The sequence below is a fragment of the Methanobacterium sp. BAmetb5 genome, from assembly GCF_003491305.1.
In the GTDB taxonomy this organism is placed as follows: Archaea; Methanobacteriota; Methanobacteria; order Methanobacteriales; family Methanobacteriaceae; genus Methanobacterium.
This window is the reverse complement of sequence record NZ_CP022706.1, coordinates 2,387,201-2,412,500: the sequence shown is the minus strand read 5'-3', so window position 1 is coordinate 2,412,500 and position 25,300 is coordinate 2,387,201. Positions and strand designations below refer to the sequence as shown.

The 25,300-nt window shown below is 37.5% G+C and carries 26 protein-coding genes (1 of these 26 only partly in view); 10 read left to right on the top strand and 16 right to left on the bottom strand.

Annotated features, from left to right (window positions below; translation table 11 throughout):
• The 7 genes from CIT02_RS12040 to CIT02_RS12010 form a co-directional block, all read right to left on the bottom strand.
• Positions 1-20 carry the start of a Zn-ribbon domain-containing protein gene (locus CIT02_RS12040; protein WP_292612824.1) on the bottom strand. The gene continues 286 nt to the left of window position 1, outside the view, so the window shows 20 of its 306 coding nt (coding positions 1-20); the start codon lies at positions 18-20; its stop codon lies off the left edge, out of view.
• Entirely contained in the window at positions 4-387 is a 384-nt protein-coding gene (locus CIT02_RS12035; protein ID WP_048084618.1) for a DUF2073 domain-containing protein, read from the bottom strand. Before CIT02_RS12035 ends, CIT02_RS12040 begins: the two co-directional genes overlap by 17 nt.
• Positions 388-398: 11 nt before the next feature.
• Positions 399-1,043 carry an Era-like GTP-binding protein gene (locus CIT02_RS12030; RefSeq protein WP_048072042.1) on the bottom strand — a complete coding sequence of 215 codons (645 nt, stop codon included), beginning with the start codon at positions 1,041-1,043 and terminating at the stop codon, positions 399-401.
• Positions 1,044-1,047: 4 nt separating this feature from the next.
• On the bottom strand, positions 1,048-1,740 hold the full coding sequence (locus tag CIT02_RS12025) for a metal-dependent hydrolase (protein WP_292612821.1): 693 nt from the start codon (positions 1,738-1,740) through the stop codon (positions 1,048-1,050).
• Positions 1,737-2,975 carry a hypothetical protein gene (locus tag CIT02_RS12020; RefSeq protein ID WP_292612819.1) on the bottom strand — a complete coding sequence of 413 codons (1,239 nt, stop codon included), beginning with the start codon at positions 2,973-2,975 and terminating at the stop codon, positions 1,737-1,739. Before CIT02_RS12020 ends, CIT02_RS12025 begins: the two co-directional genes overlap by 4 nt.
• A gap of 198 nt (positions 2,976-3,173) precedes the next feature.
• Entirely contained in the window at positions 3,174-4,319 is a 1,146-nt protein-coding gene (locus tag CIT02_RS12015) for a UDP-N-acetylglucosamine--N-acetylmuramyl-(pentapeptide) pyrophosphoryl-undecaprenol N-acetylglucosamine transferase (protein WP_292612817.1), read from the bottom strand.
• 257 nt (positions 4,320-4,576) lie between these two features.
• Positions 4,577-5,140, bottom strand: a complete 564-nt coding sequence (locus CIT02_RS12010) for a hypothetical protein (protein ID WP_292612815.1) — start codon at positions 5,138-5,140, stop codon at positions 4,577-4,579.
• A 211-nt stretch (positions 5,141-5,351) separates the two neighbouring features.
• Between CIT02_RS12010 and CIT02_RS12005 the strand changes: the two genes are divergently transcribed.
• Together CIT02_RS12005 and CIT02_RS12000 are read left to right on the top strand one after the other, a co-directional pair.
• Complete coding sequence (locus CIT02_RS12005) at positions 5,352-5,528, top strand: class III signal peptide-containing protein (RefSeq protein ID WP_277897486.1); 177 nt, start codon at positions 5,352-5,354, stop codon at positions 5,526-5,528.
• A gap of 308 nt (positions 5,529-5,836) precedes the next feature.
• Positions 5,837-6,019, top strand: coding sequence for a class III signal peptide-containing protein (locus CIT02_RS12000; protein WP_292612812.1), 183 nt, complete (start codon positions 5,837-5,839; stop codon positions 6,017-6,019).
• A gap of 59 nt (positions 6,020-6,078) precedes the next feature.
• Here CIT02_RS12000 and CIT02_RS11995 read toward each other — a convergent pair whose 3' ends face one another.
• Genes CIT02_RS11995 through CIT02_RS11985 form a run of 3 tightly spaced genes read right to left on the bottom strand, consistent with a single transcriptional unit; the run spans position 6,079 to position 11,270 of the window.
• Positions 6,079-8,328 carry an STT3 domain-containing protein gene (locus CIT02_RS11995; protein ID WP_292612810.1) on the bottom strand — a complete coding sequence of 750 codons (2,250 nt, stop codon included), beginning with the start codon at positions 8,326-8,328 and terminating at the stop codon, positions 6,079-6,081.
• Positions 8,329-8,330: 2 nt separating this feature from the next.
• On the bottom strand, positions 8,331-9,899 hold the full coding sequence (locus CIT02_RS11990; protein ID WP_292612807.1) for a glycosyltransferase family 39 protein: 1,569 nt from the start codon (positions 9,897-9,899) through the stop codon (positions 8,331-8,333).
• Positions 9,900-9,911: 12 nt separating this feature from the next.
• Positions 9,912-11,270, bottom strand: coding sequence for a hypothetical protein (locus CIT02_RS11985; RefSeq protein ID WP_292612805.1), 1,359 nt, complete (start codon positions 11,268-11,270; stop codon positions 9,912-9,914).
• A 176-nt stretch (positions 11,271-11,446) separates the two neighbouring features.
• On the opposite strand from CIT02_RS11985, the gene CIT02_RS11980 reads away from it, so the two are divergent.
• From CIT02_RS11980 to CIT02_RS11950, 7 genes are all read left to right on the top strand, one after another.
• Entirely contained in the window at positions 11,447-12,094 is a 648-nt protein-coding gene (locus CIT02_RS11980; protein ID WP_277897481.1) for an acyltransferase, read from the top strand.
• A 128-nt stretch (positions 12,095-12,222) separates the two neighbouring features.
• A complete protein-coding gene (locus CIT02_RS11975; protein WP_292612801.1) occupies positions 12,223-13,152 on the top strand; it encodes a glycosyltransferase family 2 protein in 930 nt (309 codons plus the stop codon).
• Positions 13,153-13,173: 21 nt separating this feature from the next.
• A complete protein-coding gene (locus CIT02_RS11970; protein WP_292612799.1) occupies positions 13,174-14,484 on the top strand; it encodes a hypothetical protein in 1,311 nt (436 codons plus the stop codon).
• Between the two features lie 8 nt (positions 14,485-14,492).
• Complete coding sequence (locus tag CIT02_RS11965) at positions 14,493-15,518, top strand: glycosyltransferase family 2 protein (RefSeq protein ID WP_292612797.1); 1,026 nt, start codon at positions 14,493-14,495, stop codon at positions 15,516-15,518.
• Between the two features lie 344 nt (positions 15,519-15,862).
• The gene (locus tag CIT02_RS11960) at positions 15,863-17,125 is read left to right on the top strand and encodes a glycosyltransferase (RefSeq protein WP_292612795.1); all 1,263 of its coding nucleotides are present in this window, start codon (positions 15,863-15,865) and stop codon (positions 17,123-17,125) included.
• A gap of 3 nt (positions 17,126-17,128) precedes the next feature.
• Positions 17,129-17,935 carry a bifunctional 2-polyprenyl-6-hydroxyphenol methylase/3-demethylubiquinol 3-O-methyltransferase UbiG gene (locus CIT02_RS11955; RefSeq protein WP_292612793.1) on the top strand — a complete coding sequence of 269 codons (807 nt, stop codon included), beginning with the start codon at positions 17,129-17,131 and terminating at the stop codon, positions 17,933-17,935.
• A 2-nt stretch (positions 17,936-17,937) separates the two neighbouring features.
• Entirely contained in the window at positions 17,938-19,245 is a 1,308-nt protein-coding gene (locus tag CIT02_RS11950) for a flippase (protein WP_292612791.1), read from the top strand.
• A gap of 83 nt (positions 19,246-19,328) precedes the next feature.
• On the opposite strand, the gene CIT02_RS11945 is transcribed toward CIT02_RS11950, so the two are convergent.
• Together CIT02_RS11945 and CIT02_RS11940 are read right to left on the bottom strand one after the other, a co-directional pair.
• The gene (locus CIT02_RS11945; RefSeq protein ID WP_292612790.1) at positions 19,329-20,567 is read right to left on the bottom strand and encodes a glycosyltransferase; all 1,239 of its coding nucleotides are present in this window, start codon (positions 20,565-20,567) and stop codon (positions 19,329-19,331) included.
• A 71-nt stretch (positions 20,568-20,638) separates the two neighbouring features.
• Positions 20,639-21,823 (bottom strand): glycosyltransferase family 4 protein, encoded by a 1,185-nt coding sequence (locus tag CIT02_RS11940; RefSeq protein WP_292612789.1) that lies wholly within the window; start codon positions 21,821-21,823, stop codon positions 20,639-20,641.
• Positions 21,824-21,927: 104 nt separating this feature from the next.
• Here CIT02_RS11940 and CIT02_RS11935 point away from each other — a divergent pair, with 104 nt between their 5' ends.
• Positions 21,928-22,068 (top strand): hypothetical protein, encoded by a 141-nt coding sequence (locus tag CIT02_RS11935; protein ID WP_292612787.1) that lies wholly within the window; start codon positions 21,928-21,930, stop codon positions 22,066-22,068.
• 9 nt (positions 22,069-22,077) lie between these two features.
• On the opposite strand, the gene CIT02_RS11930 is transcribed toward CIT02_RS11935, so the two are convergent.
• The 4 genes from CIT02_RS11930 to CIT02_RS11915 all read right to left on the bottom strand — a co-directional run bounded on the left by CIT02_RS11930 (position 22,078) and on the right by CIT02_RS11915 (position 25,217).
• Entirely contained in the window at positions 22,078-22,263 is a 186-nt protein-coding gene (locus CIT02_RS11930; RefSeq protein ID WP_292612785.1) for a hypothetical protein, read from the bottom strand.
• Positions 22,264-22,383: 120 nt separating this feature from the next.
• Positions 22,384-24,093: a glycosyltransferase family 39 protein gene (locus tag CIT02_RS11925; protein ID WP_292612783.1), complete on the bottom strand. Its 1,710-nt coding sequence runs from the start codon at positions 24,091-24,093 to the stop codon at positions 22,384-22,386.
• A 128-nt stretch (positions 24,094-24,221) separates the two neighbouring features.
• On the bottom strand, positions 24,222-24,749 hold the full coding sequence (yjjX, locus tag CIT02_RS11920; RefSeq protein WP_292612781.1) for an inosine/xanthosine triphosphatase: 528 nt from the start codon (positions 24,747-24,749) through the stop codon (positions 24,222-24,224).
• Entirely contained in the window at positions 24,750-25,217 is a 468-nt protein-coding gene (locus CIT02_RS11915) for a phosphopantetheine adenylyltransferase (protein ID WP_292612779.1), read from the bottom strand.
• Positions 25,218-25,300: the final 83 nt, after the last annotated feature.

The window sequence follows — 25,300 nt, the reverse complement described above, 5'->3', positions numbered from 1 at the left end:
CATTTAATACAGCGATGCATCGCCACCACCGAGGCTTGCCACCATGGACAGGAAATTGGATTTCCGTTTCACTGTCTTCATTACGTTGGCCGGGCCAATAATGGTGATACCCACTGTTTTCTTCTTGGAGAGTCCGAAAAACGAGCTTTCATCCTTTTCCAGGGTGTAGATATCAATGCCCACAAAGTTTTCCACATCGATCTCGCGCATGGTGGTTTCAATGAGCTCTGCCTCTTCTTCGGGTTCCAGGCCGCCCTCAATTACGAGAAGTTCACCCTTTTTAACCTTTTCCACGATCATGGAGATTTTTTCGATGCTGCTCTGGTTTCTGAGAGCATCTGATGAGATGAAATCCATTTTGAGAGTGTTGGTATCAGCGTCATCCATTTATATCACCTTTAGTTGAACTTCTCCACCATGGCCTGGTACAGTTTATCGGTGTTTTCACCGTGCAGGGCGGAGATGGAAACCACTTTGTGCTGGGGGAACACCGAGGTTATTCTTTCTGGTTTGGACTCGGGTAGGTCCACCTTGTTGGCCACAATTACAAAGGGTATCTTACGGGCCTCCAGGTTACCGATTATGGTTATGTTGGCCTGGGTTAGGGGGTCCTTGGTGGAGTCCACCACCAGCAGCACACCAGTAACATCATCCAACCATTTTATGGCTTCTATTATGCCTTTAGTTGCTTCTTTAGCCCTTTCCTTAGCTTCCAGTTCAGATAGTCCGTACTGTAAGAAGTTTTTGTAATCAATTTTTGTGGCGATTCCCGGGGTGTCAATAATGTCAAAATCCAGTTCCACACCATCGTAATTGAGGGATACTCTTTCCTGTCGGTACACCCTCCGTGTTTCGTGTGGTATTTCTGAAACCAGACCCAATGGTTTTCCCAGCCAGTCTTTGGTCATTCTGTTGGCCAGTGTAGTTTTGCCGGAATTGGGATGTCCGTAAAATCCAATTTTGAGTTTTTTTTCCTTTCCAATTAGTTTGTTGAAGATGTCTGTGAAGAATTTTTTCCTGAATATGCGCATGATATCAACCATTAAATCACTCTTGGTATGTTTCACCGGGTTTAAGTACTGCTACTTTGGTTTCGGTGGATTTTTCTACTAGTTCCTGGAAGTGGTGGGCATCCTGTTCTATGGGTGGAAATGTGTTGTAGTGCATGGGTATTATGACTTCCGGTTCCAACCACTGGGCAGCAATGGAAGCCTCCCGTATTCCCATGGTGTAACGGTCACCTATGGGTATAAGGGCAATGTCTGGCTGGTAAATATCTTTTATAACTGTTTTCATATCCCCAAAAATACCGGTGTCTCCGGCGTGGTATATCTTCCGGCCGTTTTCCAGTTGCAGTATGTAGCCACAGGAACTTCCACCGGGCCGGGTATTATCTAAAAAGTCCATGTCTGCCGAGTGGATGGAGTTCACCATGGTGATCTTTATGCCTGCAGCTTCAATGGTTCCTCCCATGTTCATACCCGTGGTCTCCAGTCCCAGTTGGGTGAGGTAGAGGGAGTGTTCATGGTTACACACCACCAGGGCCTTGTTTTTTTGGGCCAGTTCAATGGTATCTCCAAAGTGATCGTTATGGCCGTGGGTAACGCATATCACATCGACTTCCAGGTCCTCTGGATCCAGGGGGCAGGAGGGATTATCACGCATGAAGGGATCAATTACCAGGTTGTGGTTATCAGTGGAAATGTAGAATGCGGAGTGGCCCAGCCACTGAATTTTCATTCTTTCAGCTCCAGATCGATGTCCTGGGAGATGCTCCAGGCATCTTCAAACATTCTTTCAATTTCGTTAATGGATTTTTTGTCTTTGTAGATAACTCCCACTTCGTAGCTTTCGTAGATGGGATCCGTGGATATGATAAGGCCGTTGGCATCATCAGCCACCACTGCTACAGTGTGCACGTGGGGCATGGTCCTTATCTGAACATCCTTTTCCTGGAGGAGTTTTATGAGCTCTACAGATGCATCGTCGTCCAGGCTTGCTTCCTGGATGATCATACGGCTTTCGGTGTCCATGAATTTCTTAAGGACACTCACATCGATGTTACGCACCCAGGGGTACATCATGAGGAGTTTGTTTTGGGCAGTAACTATGGTATCTTTCATGGCTTCCTGAACATCCTGGGCCTCGAAAGACCAGATTATGGATGGTTCTGTTGAATCTGTCTTTAATTTGTCGATGGTTCCCTTAAAAGAGTCAAGTCGTTCGTCGATGATGCTTTCAATATCCTTAGCATTCTGTATGTAGTTTTCCTTAAGTTTGTCCAGCCGGTTTTTAACAAACTGGTCATCCCTTCCAGTGCGGGATTGTAGTTCCTTGAGCCGGTCCTTGTCAGCAGTTTCCAGTACAGATTTAGGCGCATGTCGGGGTTTTTCCTCATCTTTTGCCGGTGCGGGTTTAGGAGGTGTAACTGTGCCATCCTTTTCAGCTGTTTTCTTCTTAACTGGAGCTATTTTCTTAGGGGCTGTTTTGGGTTGGGTGGCCAGATCTGGAGGCAAAGTAGTTGGTTTTTGGGTTTTTTCTGGTTCTTCCATCTTCTTTTTAGGTTTAATAGCTTTTCCCCTGGTTTCTGGTTCCTTTTTCAAGGGGATGGAAGATTCCGGTGCGGGTCCAAATCTAGGTTCATCTTTAGCACGGGGTTTAGGTTTAATAGCCCTTGGTCCTGAAGATGGAGCTGCTTTTGAAGGTTTTTTATCTTTAACAGGCATTTTTTTCGGTTTTGTTGGCGTCTTGCTTGGGGGTTTGGCTTTTTTAACCTTTTTTGGCCTTGGCATTGCTCCTTTGGAGAAATCTATCTTACTACCGAAGAATATCACTAAAATAAGTCCAAATACAGATGCAATTAACCCCAGAAAGAAAGCTATGGGGTTTGGTGGGACAGTAAAACCAAGATACATTAAATAAAAACCACCGCAAACCAAGAGAAGCCCAAAAACGCTGACAATTAAATTGATCATCCTAATACCTCCTAAACTTATTATGTTAGGGATTATTTATAAGTTATTAGTTTTATCACACACCAATCATTATCAATCTTTCAGTTTGGGTCTTAAAAAAATAAATCACCTAATTTAAATTGGGACTTTCCAATTATTAATATTTTCCGGAAATTCCCATAATATTACCGAGATTTATCATCCCAGTTGGAGGTTACTCTAGGACCGGGCCACACAATTCTGTATGATGTCCACCGCAGTGTCAGTTCCATTGTACCGGGAGAAAATATCCCTGGTTTTGCGAGCACTATTTTTTAAATCCTGATTCTCCAGGAGATAATTGATATTATCCGTTAGGCTATCAATACTCAATGTTCCCATCTTCTGCACCCGGGCCAACCCGTATTTCCTCATGTTCCGGGCATTCCTCTGTTGTTCGGGGTGATTTTCAATGGGAACCATTAGGCTGGGAATCCCCAGGGAAGCTATTTCCATGGAGGTAGTGTGTCCAGCCAGAGATACCAGGAAGTCAGATAACTTCATCCACTCCATTATATCCCCCAGGAATCTTTTGAATATTATGCCGGGTGAGGATTGGATATTCAGGTTAATGGTGGGCCCGGTTACCAGTATCATCTGGTCACAGTCCAGTTGGGGTGCTGCCCGGTATAACAGGTTTAACAGTTTGTTCCCAAATTCGGATCCCCCCACCGTGGCCATTACTATTTTATCATTCTTTTTAAACCCAAATCTCTGGCGGAGGTCCTCTTTACTCCCCATGGTTTGGGGATTCATTTTAAGGATGGGGCCGGTGAAGTGCACCCGGTCACGTATTGCGGAGGGAATTTCATAGGAATTTACCACATCCGGGACGATTATGGAAGTACACAGGCGGGATACATCCTTTATGAAACGTTGCAGTCCATTTTCCAGGTACTCCAGGGTGCGGTCTTTATGGGGATCTTCCTTGAGTTCTGGTGCCAGGTCATTGCTCACCATAACACAGGGAATGCCCAACACCTTGCAGGTAATGGGAACTGAATAATGAGAATCAGAGACCACCACATCCGGGTTGAAATCCTTGATTATACGGGATTCATGATAAATACTCTTTAAGAAAACGTAAGGTACATCTATGGACTTACGGGCAGTGTGTTTGAAGTCCAGTTCACCTGAACTCCCGTAGAACTTAATGGGAGGAAGTTCCATGACTTGGTAGTCACTGTACTCACTGAGCATCTGGTAACCTGAACCATAACTGGCGAAGAGAACTTCATCACCCATTTTTTCCAATTTCTGGGCTAAAGCCACTGAACGGGAAGTGTGTCCCATTCCAATGCCACACGGTATTAGGAGTACTCTCATTTTAATATCCTTGAAAAGTTTTTCACGGGGATTTTATAAAAAATTCAAACCTTAAGAAATAGTTAATTAATGGTCTTTTTAATATTTGCCTATTTCTATTAGGAATTTTTTCCTAGTGAATTGTTGACTGGAAAATAAATCATCACCAGAATAAAATTATCAGAAGGAGGATACATTGCAAGGAGTGATATTAATGAATCCACTGGTTGTGAATTCACGGGTAGAAAAAAAGAGTTTAATCTATTTTAATGGGTTAATTAATCCTGGGATTGTATAAAGGAAACAATGTTCTTAAAAAGTTCCAGGGAGTCTTTATTGTTGCTTAAACTCCAGGCTAATTTATTCCTAAGGGATCTTTTTGGTTCTTCACCCAGGGAGTTCATGTAGAAGATGGTGTGGTTGAATAGAGTGTCGGCACCGATCCTCAACTTAGTATCTCCCTCCTTTTGAACCTCATCGATTTTCCGGCGGAAAATTCTTTTAAGGCTTTTGGAAGCCCGGTAAACCTCTTCATGGTCATTGCTTTCCATCTGTTTGAGGATGGTTTCAATTTCCACGAAATCCGTGCGTGACACACCAAAAACGATACCTTCCGGCCTTATGGACTGTATCCTCTTCACTCCATTGTATATGGTGAAATCATAATCAGCGATGTAGATCTGCCCTTCGCGCAGGAGGGCCATTAATGATTCATTGAAGGTTTTGTCCGATGTTCCTATCCCATTTTTTGATCTAATAGTCTCTAAGATCTGCTTTTTGGATAGTTCATCCCCTTCTAATATGTCCAGGATTAAATTTCTCAGATTGTAATTTTTGGGCATGTTCACAAACCCTCTTTTTTATTGTGTGATAATATGCACAAAGAACTATATAAAAGATAATTATATGTGAATATTTAATATCATCATCAATCTATATAGTAATATAGATCGAAGATGAATATTGTTCCCTGCGAACAAAGAAAATATTTATATACAACTATCAACAGAGAAGAAGTATATAAATATGAAAACCCTTATTGGAGGTAAAAATATGAGCTTTTTAAAAGACGAAGGTGGACAAGGAGCAGCTGAATATATCTTACTGTTTGGTGGAGTTATCGTTATTGCAATCGCTGCATTACTGATCTACAGGGCATACTTCACTTCTAACTCCGGACTACAAGCATCTTCTGATGTTAACACCGTAAGAAACAGTATGAACCAGTAAAAATAGATTTTTTCTATTTTTTCTTTTCTTATTTTTTATAATATTCTGATGATTTTTTCTCTAAAATTACAATTTTATTTATAAATAAATATGTTGTCAATCCTACCCACTATTAACAGAAAAAGCTTTAGTAAGCGTTTATTACCTAATTAAAGTACATCTAATGTTTAAGGCCCACTGATTTTTAGAATAACTTGCAGTAAAAGATACAAGTGTAATGTTATATAATATAAGTAATATAATACATTACTAATTAGTTATAAATGATAGAAAATATTAGATTAAACATCTAAGTTAAGTGTGAGATCATGGACCCTAAAATTCTCGATAACGGAGGACAGATAAGCGCTGAAATGATCCTCCTCATAGGTGCTATACTGATAATAGTAATTCTTGCCGGAGGATACATTCTGGATATCTCCGGATCCATTGCCGGAAACATTACCAGTGTGGTTGACACTGCAAGAGACAACACCATAAACCGAATGTAAGATCCTCTTGCCCTAATACTACTTTTTAATCATATAATTATGTAATAATCTTCATTTAGTTAGACTGCCTGCCAAACTGTACTACTGTTATTTTTATATAGTGACCTGAAGGTGGGGGTATTCACACTCTCCAGCACCAGCTGGGTAAAAGTGGAATTTTCAAATCGCTTATCCATTGTCACCACTTCGGATTCATCAAATAATATTACCACACAGAGATTACTGTTGGGGTTAATGTAAGTCTTATTTACCACAGTACCATCAGATTGGATGAAGCAGTATGGTAACTCACCCTTATAAGTCACAGTTTTGTGGGTGGTATCAAATTGGAACCTGGTGTCACTGAACACGATGTTCCCCTCTTCATGATGGATATCGGCAAAAACATAGGTGAAATTTTCACCACCATTTTTATCAAAGTCCCAGCTACCAAAATTGAATACCCAGAAACCTTTGTTCACCATTTGGGTATAAGTCCATACCACATAAGGTCGGGGACTATTAGGATGAGTGTAGGAAATAATTGTTTCTGCCTGGGACAAACTAAGGTTATACTGGTTAACCAGTAAATCCAGGGCAACAGATTTATCGACACCCAGAATATTATTTAAGATTTCTGCAGTCCGGGTTGTATTATGAGTGTATTCATCAAGGGTTAAATAGCCCAAATCTCCACTGGTGGCTATCATTCTGAAGATACCTGCGGATAAATTTCCATCACTGGTGTAAAATGCCCGGTCAATCCAGTATTCCCTGGCAGTAGTAGGGGATTTAACTCCGTAGGCATAGGCACTATCCAGGTTGCGGTATTGAACTGTTTCAATGTAAGCCATTCTACCATCCAGGGCCACCGATCGATTGGCAATGGAGGTTATGATGTGTCCTGCGGGCCAGTTGGAAAATACCACAGTATCGTTAGAGGTATTGTGATTAATCCACTCCAGAGAATCCCACAGATTATCATCAGCTCCAGGGGGCATTTCCAGTGAGTCCATTACATTTGCCACCGCAGGGAATAACACCAGTAATATTACTAGCAAAGTAAAAAAGGAAGTTAAGTATTTTTTATCCCTGAACAGAGCAAGAACTCTATTAGAAGACTGATTTTGCCTGAGTAAACCCAGGTAATTCACACATAGGCCTACCATAATCCCGGTGCTAATGGTTAAGGGAGGTATCATGATCATGATAAACCTGGAACCTTTTATAAGGGCTAAAAATCCAGTTAATGCCCATAAAACCAGGAAAAGATAGATAAACCAGTCCATGTAGTTCAAATACTTTTTCTTGAGGTCTTCACTTAACAAAACCCTTAACACCCATACCAATCCAAAAATTCCACCGAATAATGCAATCCCCACACCGGAAACAACTCCGTCAAAGGTGGGATGGGATAATTCACTTACAGAAAGGTAGATGTCGGGCCAGGGGGACCACGGACTCTGGACTCCAGTTAATTTCAAAAATTCCAATGGCCCGTACATGAGTTTAAGGAGACTTAAAACCCCGGTAAATAATGTTAACAGGAGAAGGGTAACTGCTATAAATGTTAAAAATGTTGTTATGAATTGTTTCAGAGGTTTTTTCTGGAGATAACACCCTAAAATCCATAAAATGCTGAAAACAACCATTAAATAAAAATAATATTGCCAGCCATTCCAGGCAGTGGAAAAAAGGAACATGGAAAATCCGGCTAATGCCGAGAGAATTATGCTATTTCGAGGATTTTTATTGATGGAAGATTCCCAGAAGAGCCATACCACCAGTAGGGGGAATAAAATAATGAAAATATCTGTATCAAACCAGCCAGCCACGGTACGAAGGAAATAAAAAGGTGCTAAAACTGTTAAAACGCCGGCAACAAAGGCACCAGATTCATTGGTTAATCTGCGTGTGAAAAGATAGGCTACCACCCCTGCCAGTGGAGCCACAAATGCAGATATCCAGAAACAAACCACCAGCAAGGGGACACTGCTGAATAAATTAAGGAACTTGTAAACTAGGGCCGTGAGGTAAACAATCAAGGGAGGGTAGTCCAGGGGAACACCCGGAGAATAGGAATGAGTATCCCACTCGCGGCCATCAATTATAATATCACCTAAATATCCGTGATCCAGGTAGTTAATTGTTAAACGGTAATTGTAATATGAATCAAGTTCATACATGTAGGGTAAGTTGTTTTCATCCAGTGAAAATGATTTTTCATCAAAAGGAGTGCCGGTTACATAGGCAGATCCAATTCTAAAGAAAAATCCAATGGCGAATATCACCAAAATTGCGGTGATTAGTTTAATATATTTTTTTTCCATTTTTAACAACTTTTACCTTTTTGTAGTTGGGAATATATTCTTAAGTTATTTATTTTATTACCAGTTATCTCTTGGTAATGGTTAAAGGTTAACTCATCTCCCCCTCCCCAAACAAAGTAGTAATCAATGTTATTTAACTCTAGTTCCTGTTCTAAACTGGTTTGATTACTGTTTTTAGTAACTCCAAAATATCTAGATCCTAAATAATAGGATAAACTCATGGTATCTGCCCACTGGTCATTGGAAGCTATGTTTCCCTGTAAGTTATACTCATTTTTTAAGGTAACACCTACAGATAGAAGTTGGTCTCCGCTACCCACAAACGCACCTATCTCCATAATAGGCGTTATCATAAAGGAGACCATTACCAAGATCAGGAAAATATTTCTTATACTCAAATTTAAACTACCACGTTCATATAAATAATTCACCAAGTAGAATCCATTTATCAGTAGTAAAAATGAAATTGGCCATAAATAACGAGGTTCTACAAATATAAGAACATATCCCCCCATATAAATTAACATGGTCATCAAGATTTTAACCAGGTCAAATTTAACCCTTCTTGATTCACTTTTTACCATGAAATATATGCTTAAAATTATTATTACCATTGCTAAAGGAGAAAATCTTTCCAGGAAGGCAATTGTGCGAAGTACATTATTTTTAACGATCTCCATCTGTAAAACAAAATATTCACTTGACTCCAATGGATTCCATTCTTCTAATTGAATCTCAGCAGGATCTTCCCATATGCTAACGGCATCTTTATTGGACGGTTCAATGAGTCCTGAACTGTAGATGGGATGTTCAGGATAGGTCGGGCCAACCAGTGCATGATTATAATCCTTAGCCGTACCAATGGTCACTTCCCCCTGTTTTAAACTGATCATCCCCATCCACAAACCACTGATTATGAAAAAAATTACCAGCCCTAAAAAAAGGTTTTTTAAAATCTTTTTTCTCTTTTTTCCTTCAAAATAACATATCAAGTTAGATAAGATAAAATGAACCAAAAAAAATGGGAAAACAAAACTCTTTGCCAGGTATCCCAGTGCCCCTAAAAATCCAGACCAGAATCCATTAGACACGTCATCAGGGTATCTGGAATTGAATATCACTGCAAAATAAAATACCAGGATACAGCTAACCAACAAATCAGGAGTAGAATATCTTATTGCAAAAAATAAAACAAAAGGAATGCTCGATACCAGTATGGCAATTCTCACCATTCCCTCCAACTTGAAGGTTTTAGCCAGTTGGTTTAGACCAATGATAGCTAAAAATCCAATGATCAATGAAAGAGCCCGGGGTATGATTGCTGATTGGAAGGGATCAAAAACCCCTAAAAGGAATGGGGCTATCAACCATGAGTAAAGGGGACTCCAGTAAGCATTTATAGCCTCATTCCAATTTCCAGTGGAGTAATGGTGGGCAATGGAAATATAAGAAATTTCATCACCCATCAAGTTATAGTGAAAAAAGATAAGGAGAATAAATGCCAGACCAGAATATACCGCTAGAACAATACTTAAATCCCGGTGTTCAGATATAAATGCTTTTATATTCATAGCTTACCCTGTTTAATACGTTCCCAGTTTAATTTGGACAATAGTATTGTTATTTAAATCCCTGACGGTCACATAACCATCAGATTTGTAGATGTTAATGTTTTGATGCTGATCTACAAATCCTCTAGTACCCCCATAGGTATTATCGGGATAAAGTCCGTTGGATACGCTTCGACCAGTCATCCAGGCCACCTTTTCTGACAGTTCCCTCTCAGTCCAAACCACTTGATTAGCAGATGTGCTATTTTCAATGTAATCCTTTAAAGGAGCATATTCTCCTTCAAATGGTGTTTCAAGGGCATCCCATCCTTTACCATGCTGGTTTGGTAAATAGCTGAAAAATATCACCACCCCTATCATGGAAATGAAAACCATGAACAGGAGGAATAAAGATGATAAAAGTCGACTGCGGTTACTAGAAAGGTTCTTATATCCCCTTTCAACAGCGAAGCCTGCTAGAATGGCCATGGGGAGGGCTGCAAATTGAAACCCTCTTAAAAAATCTCCGTTAAATCCAAAGAAGCTGAAAAATATCACAATCACAATATACGTGGTGAACAGTTTGAACTGGCGGTAATTGGAATTATAAAGAAGGTAAAGGCCAATAATACCCAGGACAAATACAGCCAAAAAGATTAAAAATGCGTAGGAACCGGGGTGAGGAGGTACCAGTTTAAGGTGAGTTAAGGTGTAGAATATACCCCCCGTAACCAGCCTATCCTTAAAGTAAACCCAGTATCCAGCCCAGAAAAGCCATGAAGGTAGTAAAAGAGCTATTATTTTAAGGTTTGTTTTATCACGATAATTATCAACCAAATATAAAGGTATAAAACAGAACAAAGCAACCATATGCGTCCATAAACCCACCAGTGATGCTATACATGCCTTTTTTTTATCATGAGGAATGTAATAAATAGTTAAAACTGCCAGTATAGGAATGTAAGCAGCAGGGATGGCCGCGGTTAATGTGGATGGTGCAGGCATGGCCAGTGCAAAAAGCCCCGCAAAATATCCTGCAAAGATACCGTATTCGCGATTAGCAAACCACGATGCAACTCCCACGGTTAATAAGACCTGAAATACACATAAAAATGAATGGGCAAAGCGAACACCGGCTAAATACCATAACCCAGCGTAAACTGCATTGAATAATGGTTGATGCCACACTGGCCTACCCATAGGATAGTAGGTGATGTTGTCCCAGAATAATCCCCAGAATGGGTTTTGAAGTATTTCCTGTGCCCGGGCCAGGTGAAAATCTGTGTCACCACCCACTGGGAAAAGGAAGTAGGGGCGGAGGATCAGGACAATGAACACTGCTATTAGGGGGGTGAATGGTATTAGTAGTTGAATTTTATCCTTAACCTGCAATAAATCACCATAACACTTTTTTCACTATAATTAACCTTTTTATGATTTATGTTATTTAATGATATTTTATATACATGGGAAAGGGAGTAAAATAGATTAAGTACCAGTTCAATAATATATTGATCAGCATACGATCAATGGAGTGAAAATTGAACTAAGGAATTATCCGAGGTACTATGTCGTTATTTAAAAATCCCTGGGGATCTAATGAAAAGACCAATTTCAGAAACCTATTCTTCGGAGTGGATAATGAAAATGATCCAGACCGTCCCAAGGTCCATGAAAACGTCACTCTGGGAGTAAGTTACAAATTCCGATCTAAACCTCCCCAAATAGGTAAAAACGCATTACTGCGTTCTAATACCGTCATCTACAATGACGTGGAGATTGGTAACGATTTCCAGACTGGACACGGAGTACTGGTGAGGGAAAAAACCACCATCGGCGATAAAGTACTCATAGGGACCAACACGGTTATCGAGGGACATTGTGACATAGGTAGCAATATCAGTATTCAATCAAATGTATACATCCCCAAAAATACCATAATTGAGGATTATGTTTTCTTAGGACCCTGTTCCTGCTTCACCAATGATCGTTACCCCCTAAGATCTGATTATAAACTTGAAGGCCCCATCATACGTAAAGGGGCATCAGTTGGGGCTAATTCAACATTCTTATCCGGAATCGAAGTAGGTGAAGGGGCAATGGTGGCTGCTGGAGCCATTGTAACTAGGGATATACCGCCCTACTATCTGGCCATAGGTGCACCAGCCAAGCACAAACCTTTACCCAAACATTTCAAGAAATTAAACCAAATTTAAGTTTTCTTACTTTTTCTTCTGTTTTATATATGGCCCTATGAGTTGAAACTCTTTATTTCCTTGATGGTATCCATTTTTGGTAAAAACTTATATCGCTTTAACTCCCAACACTAACCATGGAAGTTTCTGTGATCATACCCATGTACAATGAGGAAGATAACGTCCTCATCACCCTTAATGAAGTTAAAAAGGTTTTAAAAACTTGTGGGAGCTACCAGATCATAGCGGTGGATGATGGTAGCAGCGACCAAACCCTACCTTTACTGGAGGAATACGCAAGAGAAAATCCAGAACTCTTGGTACTTAAGCATCCGGTGAACATGGGGATGGGAAAAGCACTCCGGACAGGTTTTGAAAAGGCAGAAGGGGATGTGATCGTCACCCTGGATGCAGATTTAAGTTATGAACCACAATACATCACCGAACTCATCAGGGAACTCCACCAACATCACCTGGATATTGTAATTGGATCCCAGTATATGGAAGGAGGGGAAACCGAAGATATTCCATTCATACGCCTCTTTGTAAGTAAGATGGCCAATAAAATTGTGGGATATGCCCTGGACCGAAATATAAGCACAGTAACCGGAATATTACGCGCCTATCGCAAGGAAGTCCTGGATTCCATAGAAATTGAATCCACCGGGACTGAGATCAACCCGGAAATACTTTCCAAAGCCATATCCATCGGATTTGAGGTTAAAGAAATTCCAGTGAAGTTGAAGGGCCGTAAGCTAGGGGAATCCAAGATTCAGTTCCGGTCCACCACTATTTCTCACCTTTTATTCACCTTCTACGAGAAACCAATGATGCTTTTTGGTGTTATCGGATTATTAATGTGCATTATAGGTATTATTAGCGCAGTATACCTTTTCTACCAATATTTGATGGGTACCCTGGACCCTAGCCGGCCGTTAATGCTGTTCATGGTTCTCATGATAATTGCCGGCATACAGATCCTGATATTCGGATTCGTGGCCACCCAGATAAGCCTCCTCAAACGTGAAATCTACATAGTCCAGAAGGAAAATAAGTTGTTGAGGAAGAAATTGAAGTAACTTTTTATGTAGGGGCGGGCCATGAATAGAAATTTTCTTCAAAAAATAATTCCCTTTATCCCTTTACTGGCAGTTTTACTATTGCTACTTATTAAACCATATTATATATTTCCCACCACCGGAGATACAGATTTCCATTTAATCCGCGCCCAAGAACTAATCCAAAGCCCTCTTCAGGGTCTTTTCTGGGATTATCTCCCCTATTCCCCTAACGGAAGAGCATTATGGCACCCCCCTCTCTTCCACAGTGTTCTTGCATTCCTATGGTATTTAGGTGGTTTAAGATTCGCACATTCATTCTTATGTGTTTTCCAGATAATTTTGACGGTTTTTGTCGCTTCTTGGGTTGCAAAAAAAGATTATGGAATCATAGCTGGTTTTTTTGCAGGTATTCTGACTTTAGCAACCAATAGGATCGATATTTTAACTGTTCCCCTACCTGCGACTTATATCCCCATTTTAAGTGTGTTAACCATACACTATTTACCTAAAAGTAAATTTAAAGCTTTTTTAGCGTCTTTATTGGGTGTTTGGACCCATATGATGGGTCTAGTTATATTTATTGCGTTGTTCATGGTTGATGGGATTCGTAACAAAAAGAATTTGAAAATGATTTTATTATTATTACCCTCAATTATATTCTGGATAGCGTACTGGATCATATTCCGTGATAAAACCGGGGCAACGAACCAGATAAACCCCCTTTTATACTTCCCACCAGGAAACAATTTATCCGGTCTTATTATCTTACTGGCATTTGGGTTTTTAGGACTCTACTGGTTGTATAATAAAGATAAGGAAAGGTTTAAACTATATTCTGCCTATATATTACTGGTAATTCTTATTGAATTTATCTTTGAAGATTTTGCTAGGGGTTTTTCCTATGCCTCATTACCTCTGGCTATTTTAGCCGGATTTTCGATGCAAAAAATATATAACCACTGCAAAATCAACTACAAAAGAACCTTTGCAAATCTAATAATCGTACTTTTAGTTTTTGTTTCCATAATCGGCGCTTCCCCCTTTTTCATATCAGTTTATTCCAACGAAGCAAGTTGGGACTATTTAAACATCCCCTTTGAGACGAATTACACTCAACTTAATTCATTCATATATGGGAATACTGATAAAACAGAAGTTATATGGGCAGAAAGTACTATTGCCGATAAAATAATTTGGATGACCGGCAGAAAAATTTCCAATGGAAAATATGGAAAACCAACAGACTTCCAAGAACAACATCAAAAAATCAATATTTATACATGCAACAACACTTTCATTATAAAAGATTATACCAATAACACTTTAAAACAAATTCCAAATACCATTTAGGTGTTTTAATGAACTATCCTCACGTTTCCATTATCATAATAAATTGGAATAGGTGGAAAGACACCACCGAATGTCTAGAGTCCTTATTCCAAATAAATTACCCTAACTTTGATGTTATTTTAGTGGACAATGCCTCAGAAGATGATTCTCTGGAGAAAATCAGGGAGTATTGTTCTGGCCACCAGCCAGTTGAATCCAGTTTTTTTAACTACAACCACCATAACAAACCGATTACAATCTATGAATACTATGAAACCTTTAAAAAGGATGAAAGAACTCTGAAAACTGAAAATTTAACTAACAATTATATTAACCTCATTAAAAATGTTGAAAATAGAGGTTTTCCCGGTGGAAACAACGTGGGGATCAAATTCGCCCTTGAATTCTTTGATCCGGATTATATTTTACTCCTAAACAATGATACCGTGGTTGATGAAAACTTTTTAGGGGAATTAATCAAAAATGGAGATTCCCGTGATGATGTGGGCATCCTGGGCCCTAAGATCTACTTTTATGATGAACCACAGACCATATGGAGTGCGGGATGTAAGATATCCTGGAAACTGAGTCGTGGCATTCAGATTGGAACCAATGAGGTTGATAAGGGACAATACGATGAGATAAAGGAAGTGGAGTATGTTAGTGGCTCTGCTTTTTTGATTAAAACCGAAGCCATAAAGAAAATAGGTTTAATGGACGAGGACTACTTTTTGTACTTTGAAGAGAGTGACTGGACCCTCAGGGCAAACCAAGAAGGATTTAAAAGTTTATACATCCCCACATCCCACATATGGCACAAAGTATCAAGATCAGGTGGGGGAATCTCCAAGCCCATTGGTTTATATTATGTTACAAGAAATCGATGGCTTTTCATGAAAAAATGGGCAAATAAGATTGATTTCTCGATTTTCTTAGTAATTCAAATTATTTGGGCTATTTTATTCCCTTTATTGCTAAGTTTCTACTATCGGGACAAAGAGTTGTTTTATACATATTATGCTGGTTTAAAAGCAGGAATGAGATCTAATCTATGAGTTTACACATATTTTGATTCTCGTATTCATATTTTATCTCATCTAATTATTTATTTATATAAAATGCTTGAAGTTATTGTCCAATGAACAAGATACCCAATTTTACCGAACCACCCCTAACGTTTTAAATTTTTTAGGAAAATAAAACATCGCATTTTAGTAGGTTTTAGTCACTAAGAACCAATTTTAATTGAATTAATTTATTATTAACCATTTTCAATAAACTTTAATAAATGGATAGTTTCCAATATCAATTAGGTTCTATTTTTTAAAAAAATGGGATGAATTGAAATCAGGAATAATTCATGATTATAGTAATTATGAAGAGTTGAAAGGGTATACTAATGTCAGTCCTTAATTTAAAAAAAAGAAAAAAAATAATGATTATACCCGCATGGTATCCCTCAGAAACAAATCCTGTACATGGAATATTTATTAAGGAACAAGCTAAAGCATCCTCATTGTATAACGAGGTTTTAATACTTTATGTGTATCCAAATCCAAATACTGATGTTAACAAACTGTATCAATCATCAGAGAGCATTGAAGATGGTATGAGAACAATACGGGTGAAGTATAGGAGTTCCACAAAATACTTTAAAAAAATCACATCTCAAATAAGCAAGGAAAATTATGAATCAAATAATAATGCCCCTAATACTAGAAATTTCAACATTATAAATAAAATTTGTAATTATTTAGATGTTTTAATATATTACTGGGGTAATTTCAAAGCATTCAGAAAATTATTAAAACAAGGTTGGAAACCCGATATTATAAATGCACACGTTTTCACGGCAGGTGTACCTGCAATAATCTTGGGAAAAATTTATAGAATTCCTGTTTTAATATCAGAGCATTATAGTGGATTTATTAAAAAAGATTTAAGAAATATAGATAAATGCAAGGCCAAATTTTCAATGAATAACGCATCTGCTATTTTACCAGTGAGCAAAGGATTAAAAGTATCCATACAAAATTATAAGATAAAAAATAAGTTCTACATAATTCCTAATACATACGACAAAAAAATATTTTATCCTACAAAAATTAGAATAAAAAAAGAAAAAATAAAAATGCTTTTAGTGGCAAACATCACCCCCATAAAAGGAATAGATTATCTATTAAAATCTATAAACTATTTAAAATTAAAAAGGAACGATTTTCAGCTAGATATAGTTGGAGATGGACCTAGTAAAGAAGAATATGAAACAATGGCAATGGATTTAGGGCTTGGAGAAATAGTGAATTTCCATGGTCAAAAAACCAATGCAGAAGTTGCCATTTACATGCGTAACTGTGATTTCTTTGTTCAACCGAGTCTATTCGAAACTTTTGGAGTAGTATATATTGAAGCAATGGGTTGTGGGAAGCCAATTATTGGGACAAAAACTGTAGGGCCATTAGAAATTATTAATGAAAATGTTGGAATTCTAATTCCTCCTAAAAATGTAAATTCACTTGTTGATGCTTTAAATTTTATGTTAGATAATTATGAAAATTATTCATCTGAGGACATTTCTAAATTTGCTTGTAAAAATTTTAGTTATGAACCCGTTGGAAAACAATTAAATGAGGTATACCTTGAATTTGTAAAAGAGTTGTAGAATATGGCAGTAAAACCTAGAAAAGAATGGAATTCTTACGAGCAATATATCGAATACTTAAGGCATTTATCTGCATATAATTTTACAGAAAGATATGTTTCCAATAAAAAAGTTCTTGAAATTGGTTGTGGCAACGGATATGGAACTTACAATATAGCAGAATATGCTAAAAATATAAAAGCTATTGATATGTCACCTGAAAATATTGCATATTGCAAAGACCAGTACCCCAAAGAAAATATTGACTATATTGTCGCTAATGGTAAAAAACTCCCTTTTAAAGAAAACTCTTTTGATTTAGTAATCTCATTTCAAGTAATAGAACACCTCAATACTCAAGATGTTAACCAATACCTTAAAGAGGTTAAAAGAGTTTTAAATAAAGAAGGTAAATTCATAGTTTCAACACCGAATAAGAAACTGCGTTTATTACCCTTTCAAAAACCTTGGAACCCCGAACATCTGATTGAATATGACAGAAAGGGATTTAAAAAATTACTTTCCAAATATTTTGACAATATACAAGTATGTGGATTGTGTACATCTAATGAAATATTCCAAATTGAATATAACCGTGTGAAACAGTCATTTCTAAATATATACTTAATCAAACCTACAATGAATCTTTTAAATTTTATTTTAGATATTTTTAATCTTAAAAATTCGGTTAAATTTAATAGACCTAACAAAGAGATTGAATCATTAAATATACCAAAAGAAGAATTAAAAAGATTTTCTGAAAAAGATTTCAAAGTCAATTATGAATGCCAAAATGAATTTTTGGATTTTATAGCAATATGTAGAGAATAAAAATGAAATTCGTGAAAGACACTCTTTTAACGTTTTCTACTCAAATAATAACTGTAATTTTGGGTGTAATTACTTCAGTTATTTTGGCAAGAGCCCTCGGGCCAATGAATTTGGGAGTTTATTCACTTATAATATTAACATTCACAATACTTGGAACATTTGGAAATCTTGGAATTGCTATTTCTAATACTTATTATGGGGTAAAGAAAGAATATGAATGGAATGAAATTGCTTCAAATTCTCTCATAGTAGCGTTTATTCTAGGAATAATCTTAATTATAGTTTTCATAGTTTTTTACTATTTACAACCATCATTTCTAAAAAATATTGATTTAAGTGCAATTCTAATTTCTACCATATCCCTTCCATTCATTCTTTTAATACCTTATTTCCAAAATATTTTATTAGGACAAGACAGAATAAATGCTTATAATTCTATAAATATTATTCAAAGTATTTTATATCTTTTATTGATAGTAATTGTTTTGTATTTTAATAGAAATTTATCGGGAGTGGTCATTTCATTAGCTATATCTTATATAATAACTGCAATAATGCCAATATTACTTGTTTACAGATTCACCCCATTTAAATTACAGTTTAATATAGTTCTTTTTAAAAAAAGCGTGAATTTTGGTTTGAAAGGATATTTAGGTAACTTAATACAGTTTTTTAATTACAGAATTGATATGTATTTAATTAGTTTTTTATTGTTAAACAATGCAAGTGTTGGCTATTATTCAATATCTGTTATGTTAGCTGAATCATTGTGGTATTTGCCCAACGCTATTGGTACTTTAGTATTTGCACGAACCCCTGGTTTAACAGATGCAGAAAAAAACAGAACAACACCACAAATCTGCAGAAACACCCTATTTATTACAACCGTACTAGCTATAATTCTATTCATCACCGGAAAATATATAATATTAATTTTATATGGTTCCAAATACCTACCAGCTCTAGAACCATTATGGGTACTTTTACCAGGAATAATTTCACTAAGTATTTGTAAGGTATTAAGTAATGAGATAATTGGACGAGGAAAACCAATGATCAATACTTATGCTGCAATTATTTCACTTGTAATAAATATACCACTAAATATAATTTTCATTCCTCAAATGGGTATTATTGGTTCTGCTTTAGCTTCTAGTATTTCTTATATCATTATTACATTAATAGTATTAACAAGTTTTATTAAACTTTCGAAAAATTCATTGAAGGAAACTTTAATACTAAAAAAAGAAGATGTAGAAATTTATAAAAAATTACTATCAAAAGTCTATAAAATAAATAATAAACTTTGATCTGTCTTTAAATTTTCTTAGAATTTGTCAAAAATTGAGTTGATTAAATTTATAATCAATCTTAATTTAAATATAGGCTAATATTAATTTTTTAAAACTCTGTTTAACACATCAACAAACTTCTTAGTCATTTCTTTATGATTATATTTCTCTATTTCCTCGTAAACTCCATTATAACTAACCATACCCGAACATTTAAATTCAGAGTAAGCTTTTAGTAGTTCTCTTTTAATCTCATTTACATTATTCAAACTAATACCTGTATGAGTTTGTTTAAGAAGGTCATCAACAACACCTCCAACATAACCTATTACTAATATTGGCCTTTTTGCAGCTAAATATTCAAAAATTTTCCCCGGAACTACTCCTTTTTCATCAGGGTTATCCCATAATAAAAGTAATAATAACTGTGATCCCCACTCTTTCTTAATAACTTCATCTCTTGGGATTAAACCCTGAAAATTGACGATTTCTTCTAAACCATAACCTTTTATAAAGTTTTGAATCCAATATCGATCCTCATCTGGCCCAAAGAAGTTTATTTCGAAATCATTAAGATCTATTTTATTCTCTAATTTTAACTGCTTAATTGCTTCAAAAAGAATTCTAGGATCTCTCCTACCACTCCACAACCCTCCCGCATATATTATGCTGAATTTTTTTGTTAAGGGATGTCCTTGGTTAACTATCTCCGGATCAAAACCATTGGGAATTATACGAATACTACTATCCTTATGTATTTTCCTTAATTTTTCGGCTAATGGTTCTGAAACTATGGTTAAATAATCTGCCTGAGATAGCGTATTCTTTTCTAATCTCCTCTCCCTATAAAGTCGTGGGGGAAATAATTTATAAACGTAATAACCATACTGAGTCCACAGATCTCTTAAATCTGCAATCCAGGGAATTCCATAATTTTCATGTATACTCTTAGCTATTAAATGAGGAGTTACAGGTGGGAAAGAGCTGATAACTGCATCAATATCCTCATTTTCAAGTAAATCTTCAACAACAGCTAAAGCCGGTTCATACCAGTATTTTTGTGCGTCAGGGTATAAGAAAAAAGCCATCCATGTGAATTTAATTATCTTAAGAAGGATATTGCTGTTATTTTTTATATTTCTAAGAAGTTTAGGCAATCTTTTAATATAATCATCATCATAAGGTACAGTTATCACTTTAAACTTATTTAATTCAGGTGAAGGTTTATTTGTTAATATAATTGGTTCCCATCCAAACTCAGGCAAATATTTAATTAATCCCCCCAATCTAAGAGTGCTTACAACAGCATCCTGTTTATAATAAATAACTAAAACTTTCATAAAATAGTATAAAATAGCCAGTTTCTTATAATTTTGCTATTTCGATAGAGTCATGAAACTCTGCAATTTATTCATAGGAGTACTCCTTTATAAAAGTCTAAATATTCTTTAGCAATTGTATCCCAGCTAAACTTCATTTTTACCTCATTAATTCCATTTGTGGCTATTTTTTCCATTTGAGGTTTATTTTCCAGGGCCAAATTAATTTTTTCTGCAATCATGGAACTATCTTTCTCAATGAATAATATACCGGTCTCTCCATCACGAATTATATCCGGAATACCGCCCACATTGGATCCCATAACTGGAAGCCCACAAGCCATAGCTTCCAGTAAAACAACACCCAATCCTTCAGTGTTCCCCTGGGAGTCCACAATGGAGGGGAGCACAAAGAGATCAGCAGAATTGTATACCATCAAAAGTTCATCATCAGATATATTCTTCACAATTTCCACTTCATCCCCCAGTTCCAGTTCATAGATGAGTTCCTTTAATTCAGATTCTAGTGGTCCGGATCCAACTATCTTCAACCTAGCATTTGCATGTTCCTCTAAAACCTGAGGCATTGCCCTTATAAGATACTCGAATCCCTTTCTTTCAATCAAATAACCCACTGAAAGAATTTGAAAGATATTCTCATCCTTGTATACTTCCAGGGGCCGGAAAAAGTCAGTGTCCACTCCAAAGGGTATCACCTCAATTTTATCCCCATCCAGACCTGCTTCCAGGCAGAATTTCCTGGTGGCAGTGCTGTTGGTTATAGTCTTTGAGGAGTTATTCACCAGCCAACGGAGGGCAAAGAGCAAATGGTACCGTTTGGAAAGGTGAACTTCTTCACCATGAATGGTGTTAATGTAAGGGATCCCGTAAATCTTTTTCAAAAAAATCCCGCCTAAACCATTAGGAATGGGCCATTGTACATGGATAACATCCATTTTCCTTAGCTTTAGTAATGAATGAACAACGTTGAAGAAAAGGAAAGTTAAAACCTGAATTTTGACTAAAAAGCCCTCTTTAACATTGTCGATCATCCCCGCTCTTCCGGAAAGTTTTTCAAACCTCCGGGGGTAGAAGTAGTGAAATCTTTGCACCAGCACCCCCTGCAAGGTGTATTCTGTTTCACCACCAGTGTAAGGAGCAAGAACATGGACCTCGTGTCCCTTCTTCACTATCTCTCTCATTAATCTATGGACAAATATTCCATGGGGGTCGTCTTCAAAATCAGGGTAGGCAGAGCTGATAATTCCAATTTTCATCAATACTTATTTAACTCCTCATATAATATAAAGTCGCCAACCTTCTTTACCAACCTATAGTTGGTTAAATTCAAGGCCCCCGCCCTGGAAAAGTAGTAATCCGCATGATTATTATCCAACACCTGATTATAATCTTGCATATCCTGTTCTGTGAAATTATAATCCTTGGCACCAGTGTAGATGGTTTGATTGACCGGAATACGGGCATTTTACCCACGTCCATCCGGAGGTGCCAGGCAGTGTAGGGTCAGTAATCAGAGCAGATCACCTTGTTTATAATCAGGGTCATGCTGTTCCAGCCAGAAACATATTACTGCTAAATGCTCATTCATTTCCTTTAAATGGACATTGGTTGCAGATATAACTGACATATAGGCCAGGGCAGAAGTAATGGTTAGATTATAGGGATTGAACTGAATAATATGAGGGGCCAGGTTCATACAATCAAGATGCAATTTAATATGAGGGTGCAAAAATACTTATAAATATTTTTTGCTATTACTCGAGTAAATACAAAAACTAAGATGTAAGAAAAGAAGCAAAATAGAAATCGTCAATAACTACTCTCTTTTGTAGAGCGTTACTGAGCCAAACTGTTTAATAGGTTTGTAATTGGTGAAATTCAGTCCTTTTCTCATTGAAAAGTAATATTCTGCATTATGAGATTCCAATTCATTGTTGTAACCAAGTATATCCTGTTGTGTGAAGTTATAGTCCTTGGCCCCACAGTAGAGCACTTCACCATCCCTGAATATGGGCATTTTACTAATATTCATGTGCAGATACCATCCAGAATAGGGCCAGAAATCAGAGTAGATCACCTTGTTTTTATATTCCGGATCATATTGAACAAACCAATCACTGGCAGTAATAATATCTCCATTCAGGGTTTGCAACTCGATGTTGGCTTCGTGTATCCCTGAAAACGAAGACAAAGTTGAAAATAAAACCAGGATTATTAAGAATGATGCCATGGCCAGCTGAGTGATATTATGACCTTTAAACTTAAACCCAAACTGGGAAACTGCCCAACAGAATCCCCTCATTAAGAAATAGATGGTGGAAGGGGCCATACCCACAAAATATCGGTAATCTTTAATTATATAGATACTGTGGAATAGGAAGAATGTCATTCCCCAGGATAAGAATAGGAAATCAAGATCTAAGTCTTTAGATCCTAAAACCTTTATCCAGTCATAGAATAAATAACACAATATGAAAAATAATGTCTCTGATATGAGGTAATGGATTTTTTGGATGGTTAAAACAAATATAACCAAAACTACCATGAGAGCTATGATTTTTCCTTTATTCTCCATTAATTTGTGAATTTTATCATTATTAACCCCATTTGAATTGGTTTTATTTCGGAATCTGTTAAAAATATACAGGATCATTCCCAACAAAAAGATAAAAAGGACTCCTATTGACTCTGGACCTATTAAATAGGGTAATAACTTGACAAAGTAGAAGAAATCAGTGTTATAGGCAAAGTGCATTCCACCGGCTGCTGATGCTCCGGAGCTGGACCCGAAAAAGTCCAGAAATGGATAAATAGGACTTCCAAAGTTGGCATAGAACATGAAAACTGGAATTAATAGTGCAAAGGAGATTATTATTCCAATTAGAATATCCCTTACGTATTTTAGGCCCTTGATCTTTTCCCAATTAATAACTAGATACAAGAAAATCGGGAAGATTAATAATGCCATTGAAAAGCGGGTTAAAAATGATATCATTGCCAGGGGGAATGATAAATAGAATAATCTTGAGTCTTTCTTAACTGCCAGTACTGTGAATAGCATGGCCCAGATCGCTATACACACACTGGGATTGTCTGTGAATCCCGCTCCCACGTAGGTTAGGATTATGGGTAACGTGGCAAAGATTAAAGAACCTAGAAAACTGGTCAAATCATCAAAACGGAGTTTCAACAATAAGTATAATCCTATAACTCCCAGAACGAATATCACACAGTCAATGGCGGCAATGGGCCACAGGGTCAGACCATCAACACTGTAGTAAATTGCAGTCAGGAAGGACAGGAAAGGGGGGCGTAACAGGTCAAAGTAACCAACTCCCTTACCGGCCATTAGGGCGGCGTTGGCCATGAAATCATAGGTATCCCACACTGGACCGATGGATAGTTGTATCTGGAAACAGTTGTAGGTTATGAAGCTTATAATTAAGTTTAAAGCCAGTAAAAAGATAACAGTTGAGGAATGGCCTTTTATCTTATCAAAGAAATTATCAGAAATTCCAGTCATCATATCATGTTTAATATTCCCTTTATATAACTTTGAGTCCTTTCTATATTTACCAGTAAAATCAGTGCAGCCTGACATTAAATATATTTCTTTAAATATATCCCAAAAAAAACGGTTTCTAAAAAAATAGTTCATTCAAAATACAAATTATCATTCATCCGGGGCACCATGGCCATCAACACACACTGTTCCGTGTTTCCCGTGCGGTCCAGCATTCCCTGGGTGAGGTGGCTCACTGCACCTGTTTTCTGTCCTAACTTATCCACACCCGTAACTTGGTCCATTACATCCCCCACTTCCTTACCACCCAAAACCTGTTCTATGACCATGGGCGGATATTCAAAACCAGCACTCACTCCCAGGGTGATTTTTTCTCCATCGTAGATGGCACACCACTGCAGGTCCAGGTAACCGGTTATACTGTTGGGTACTTCCAGTAGACCTGATTCTATGCCCACGGAAAGGTCGAAATCTGGAGAAAACGCATTTTTTGCCCGGTTGATGGCACCCTGAACTGTGACCTCCAGTCCTATGGGCTGGTCTGGCACACCAGAATCCACGTCCCGGTCCTCTACTTCCACTGCAGGGTAGATCTTCTCCAGGATATTCTGGGTGGCCTTTAACTTCACTGGATTTTTAGAAGCAACCACAATCTTCATTTATTCACCCTTTTTAATCACTGTTCCCCGGGGATCTATTTCTCCCCGGCGTATGCGGGTGGAAGATATGGGTTTACCATCCTCAGCCAGTACCATGCTTATGGTGATTATGTCCAGGGGTTTCATACCTTTCTCCCGGCGTATTTCATTGATCTGGAAGGCGGTGGGTTCGGTTTCCGGACTTACCACTATGGCTTCAACAGTTTCATCATGTACCGTTACTCCGTAGGGGTCGTCCAGTCGGGATATAGTGTAACCGGAACGTCCTTTGAGCAGGGAGTTGAGGTTGGACATGCGCACGTTGCAGGGTTCTATTTCCCCCTTCATTCCCCCGAACTTATCGGAGGTCACTCCTATCAGGACTTCTTTTCCCACCTGGAATGCCTTGTTTATGAGTAAGCGGTGGCCCTGGTGGAATTTATCAAAGGTTCCTCCCACTGCCACCCGGTTATATTGGGTTGAGGTCATGCTTCTTATCCTTAATTATTATGGTGAAATTACTATGAACAGGAAATTTTTTAAAAGATGTAAATGACTCCCCATCAGTTCAG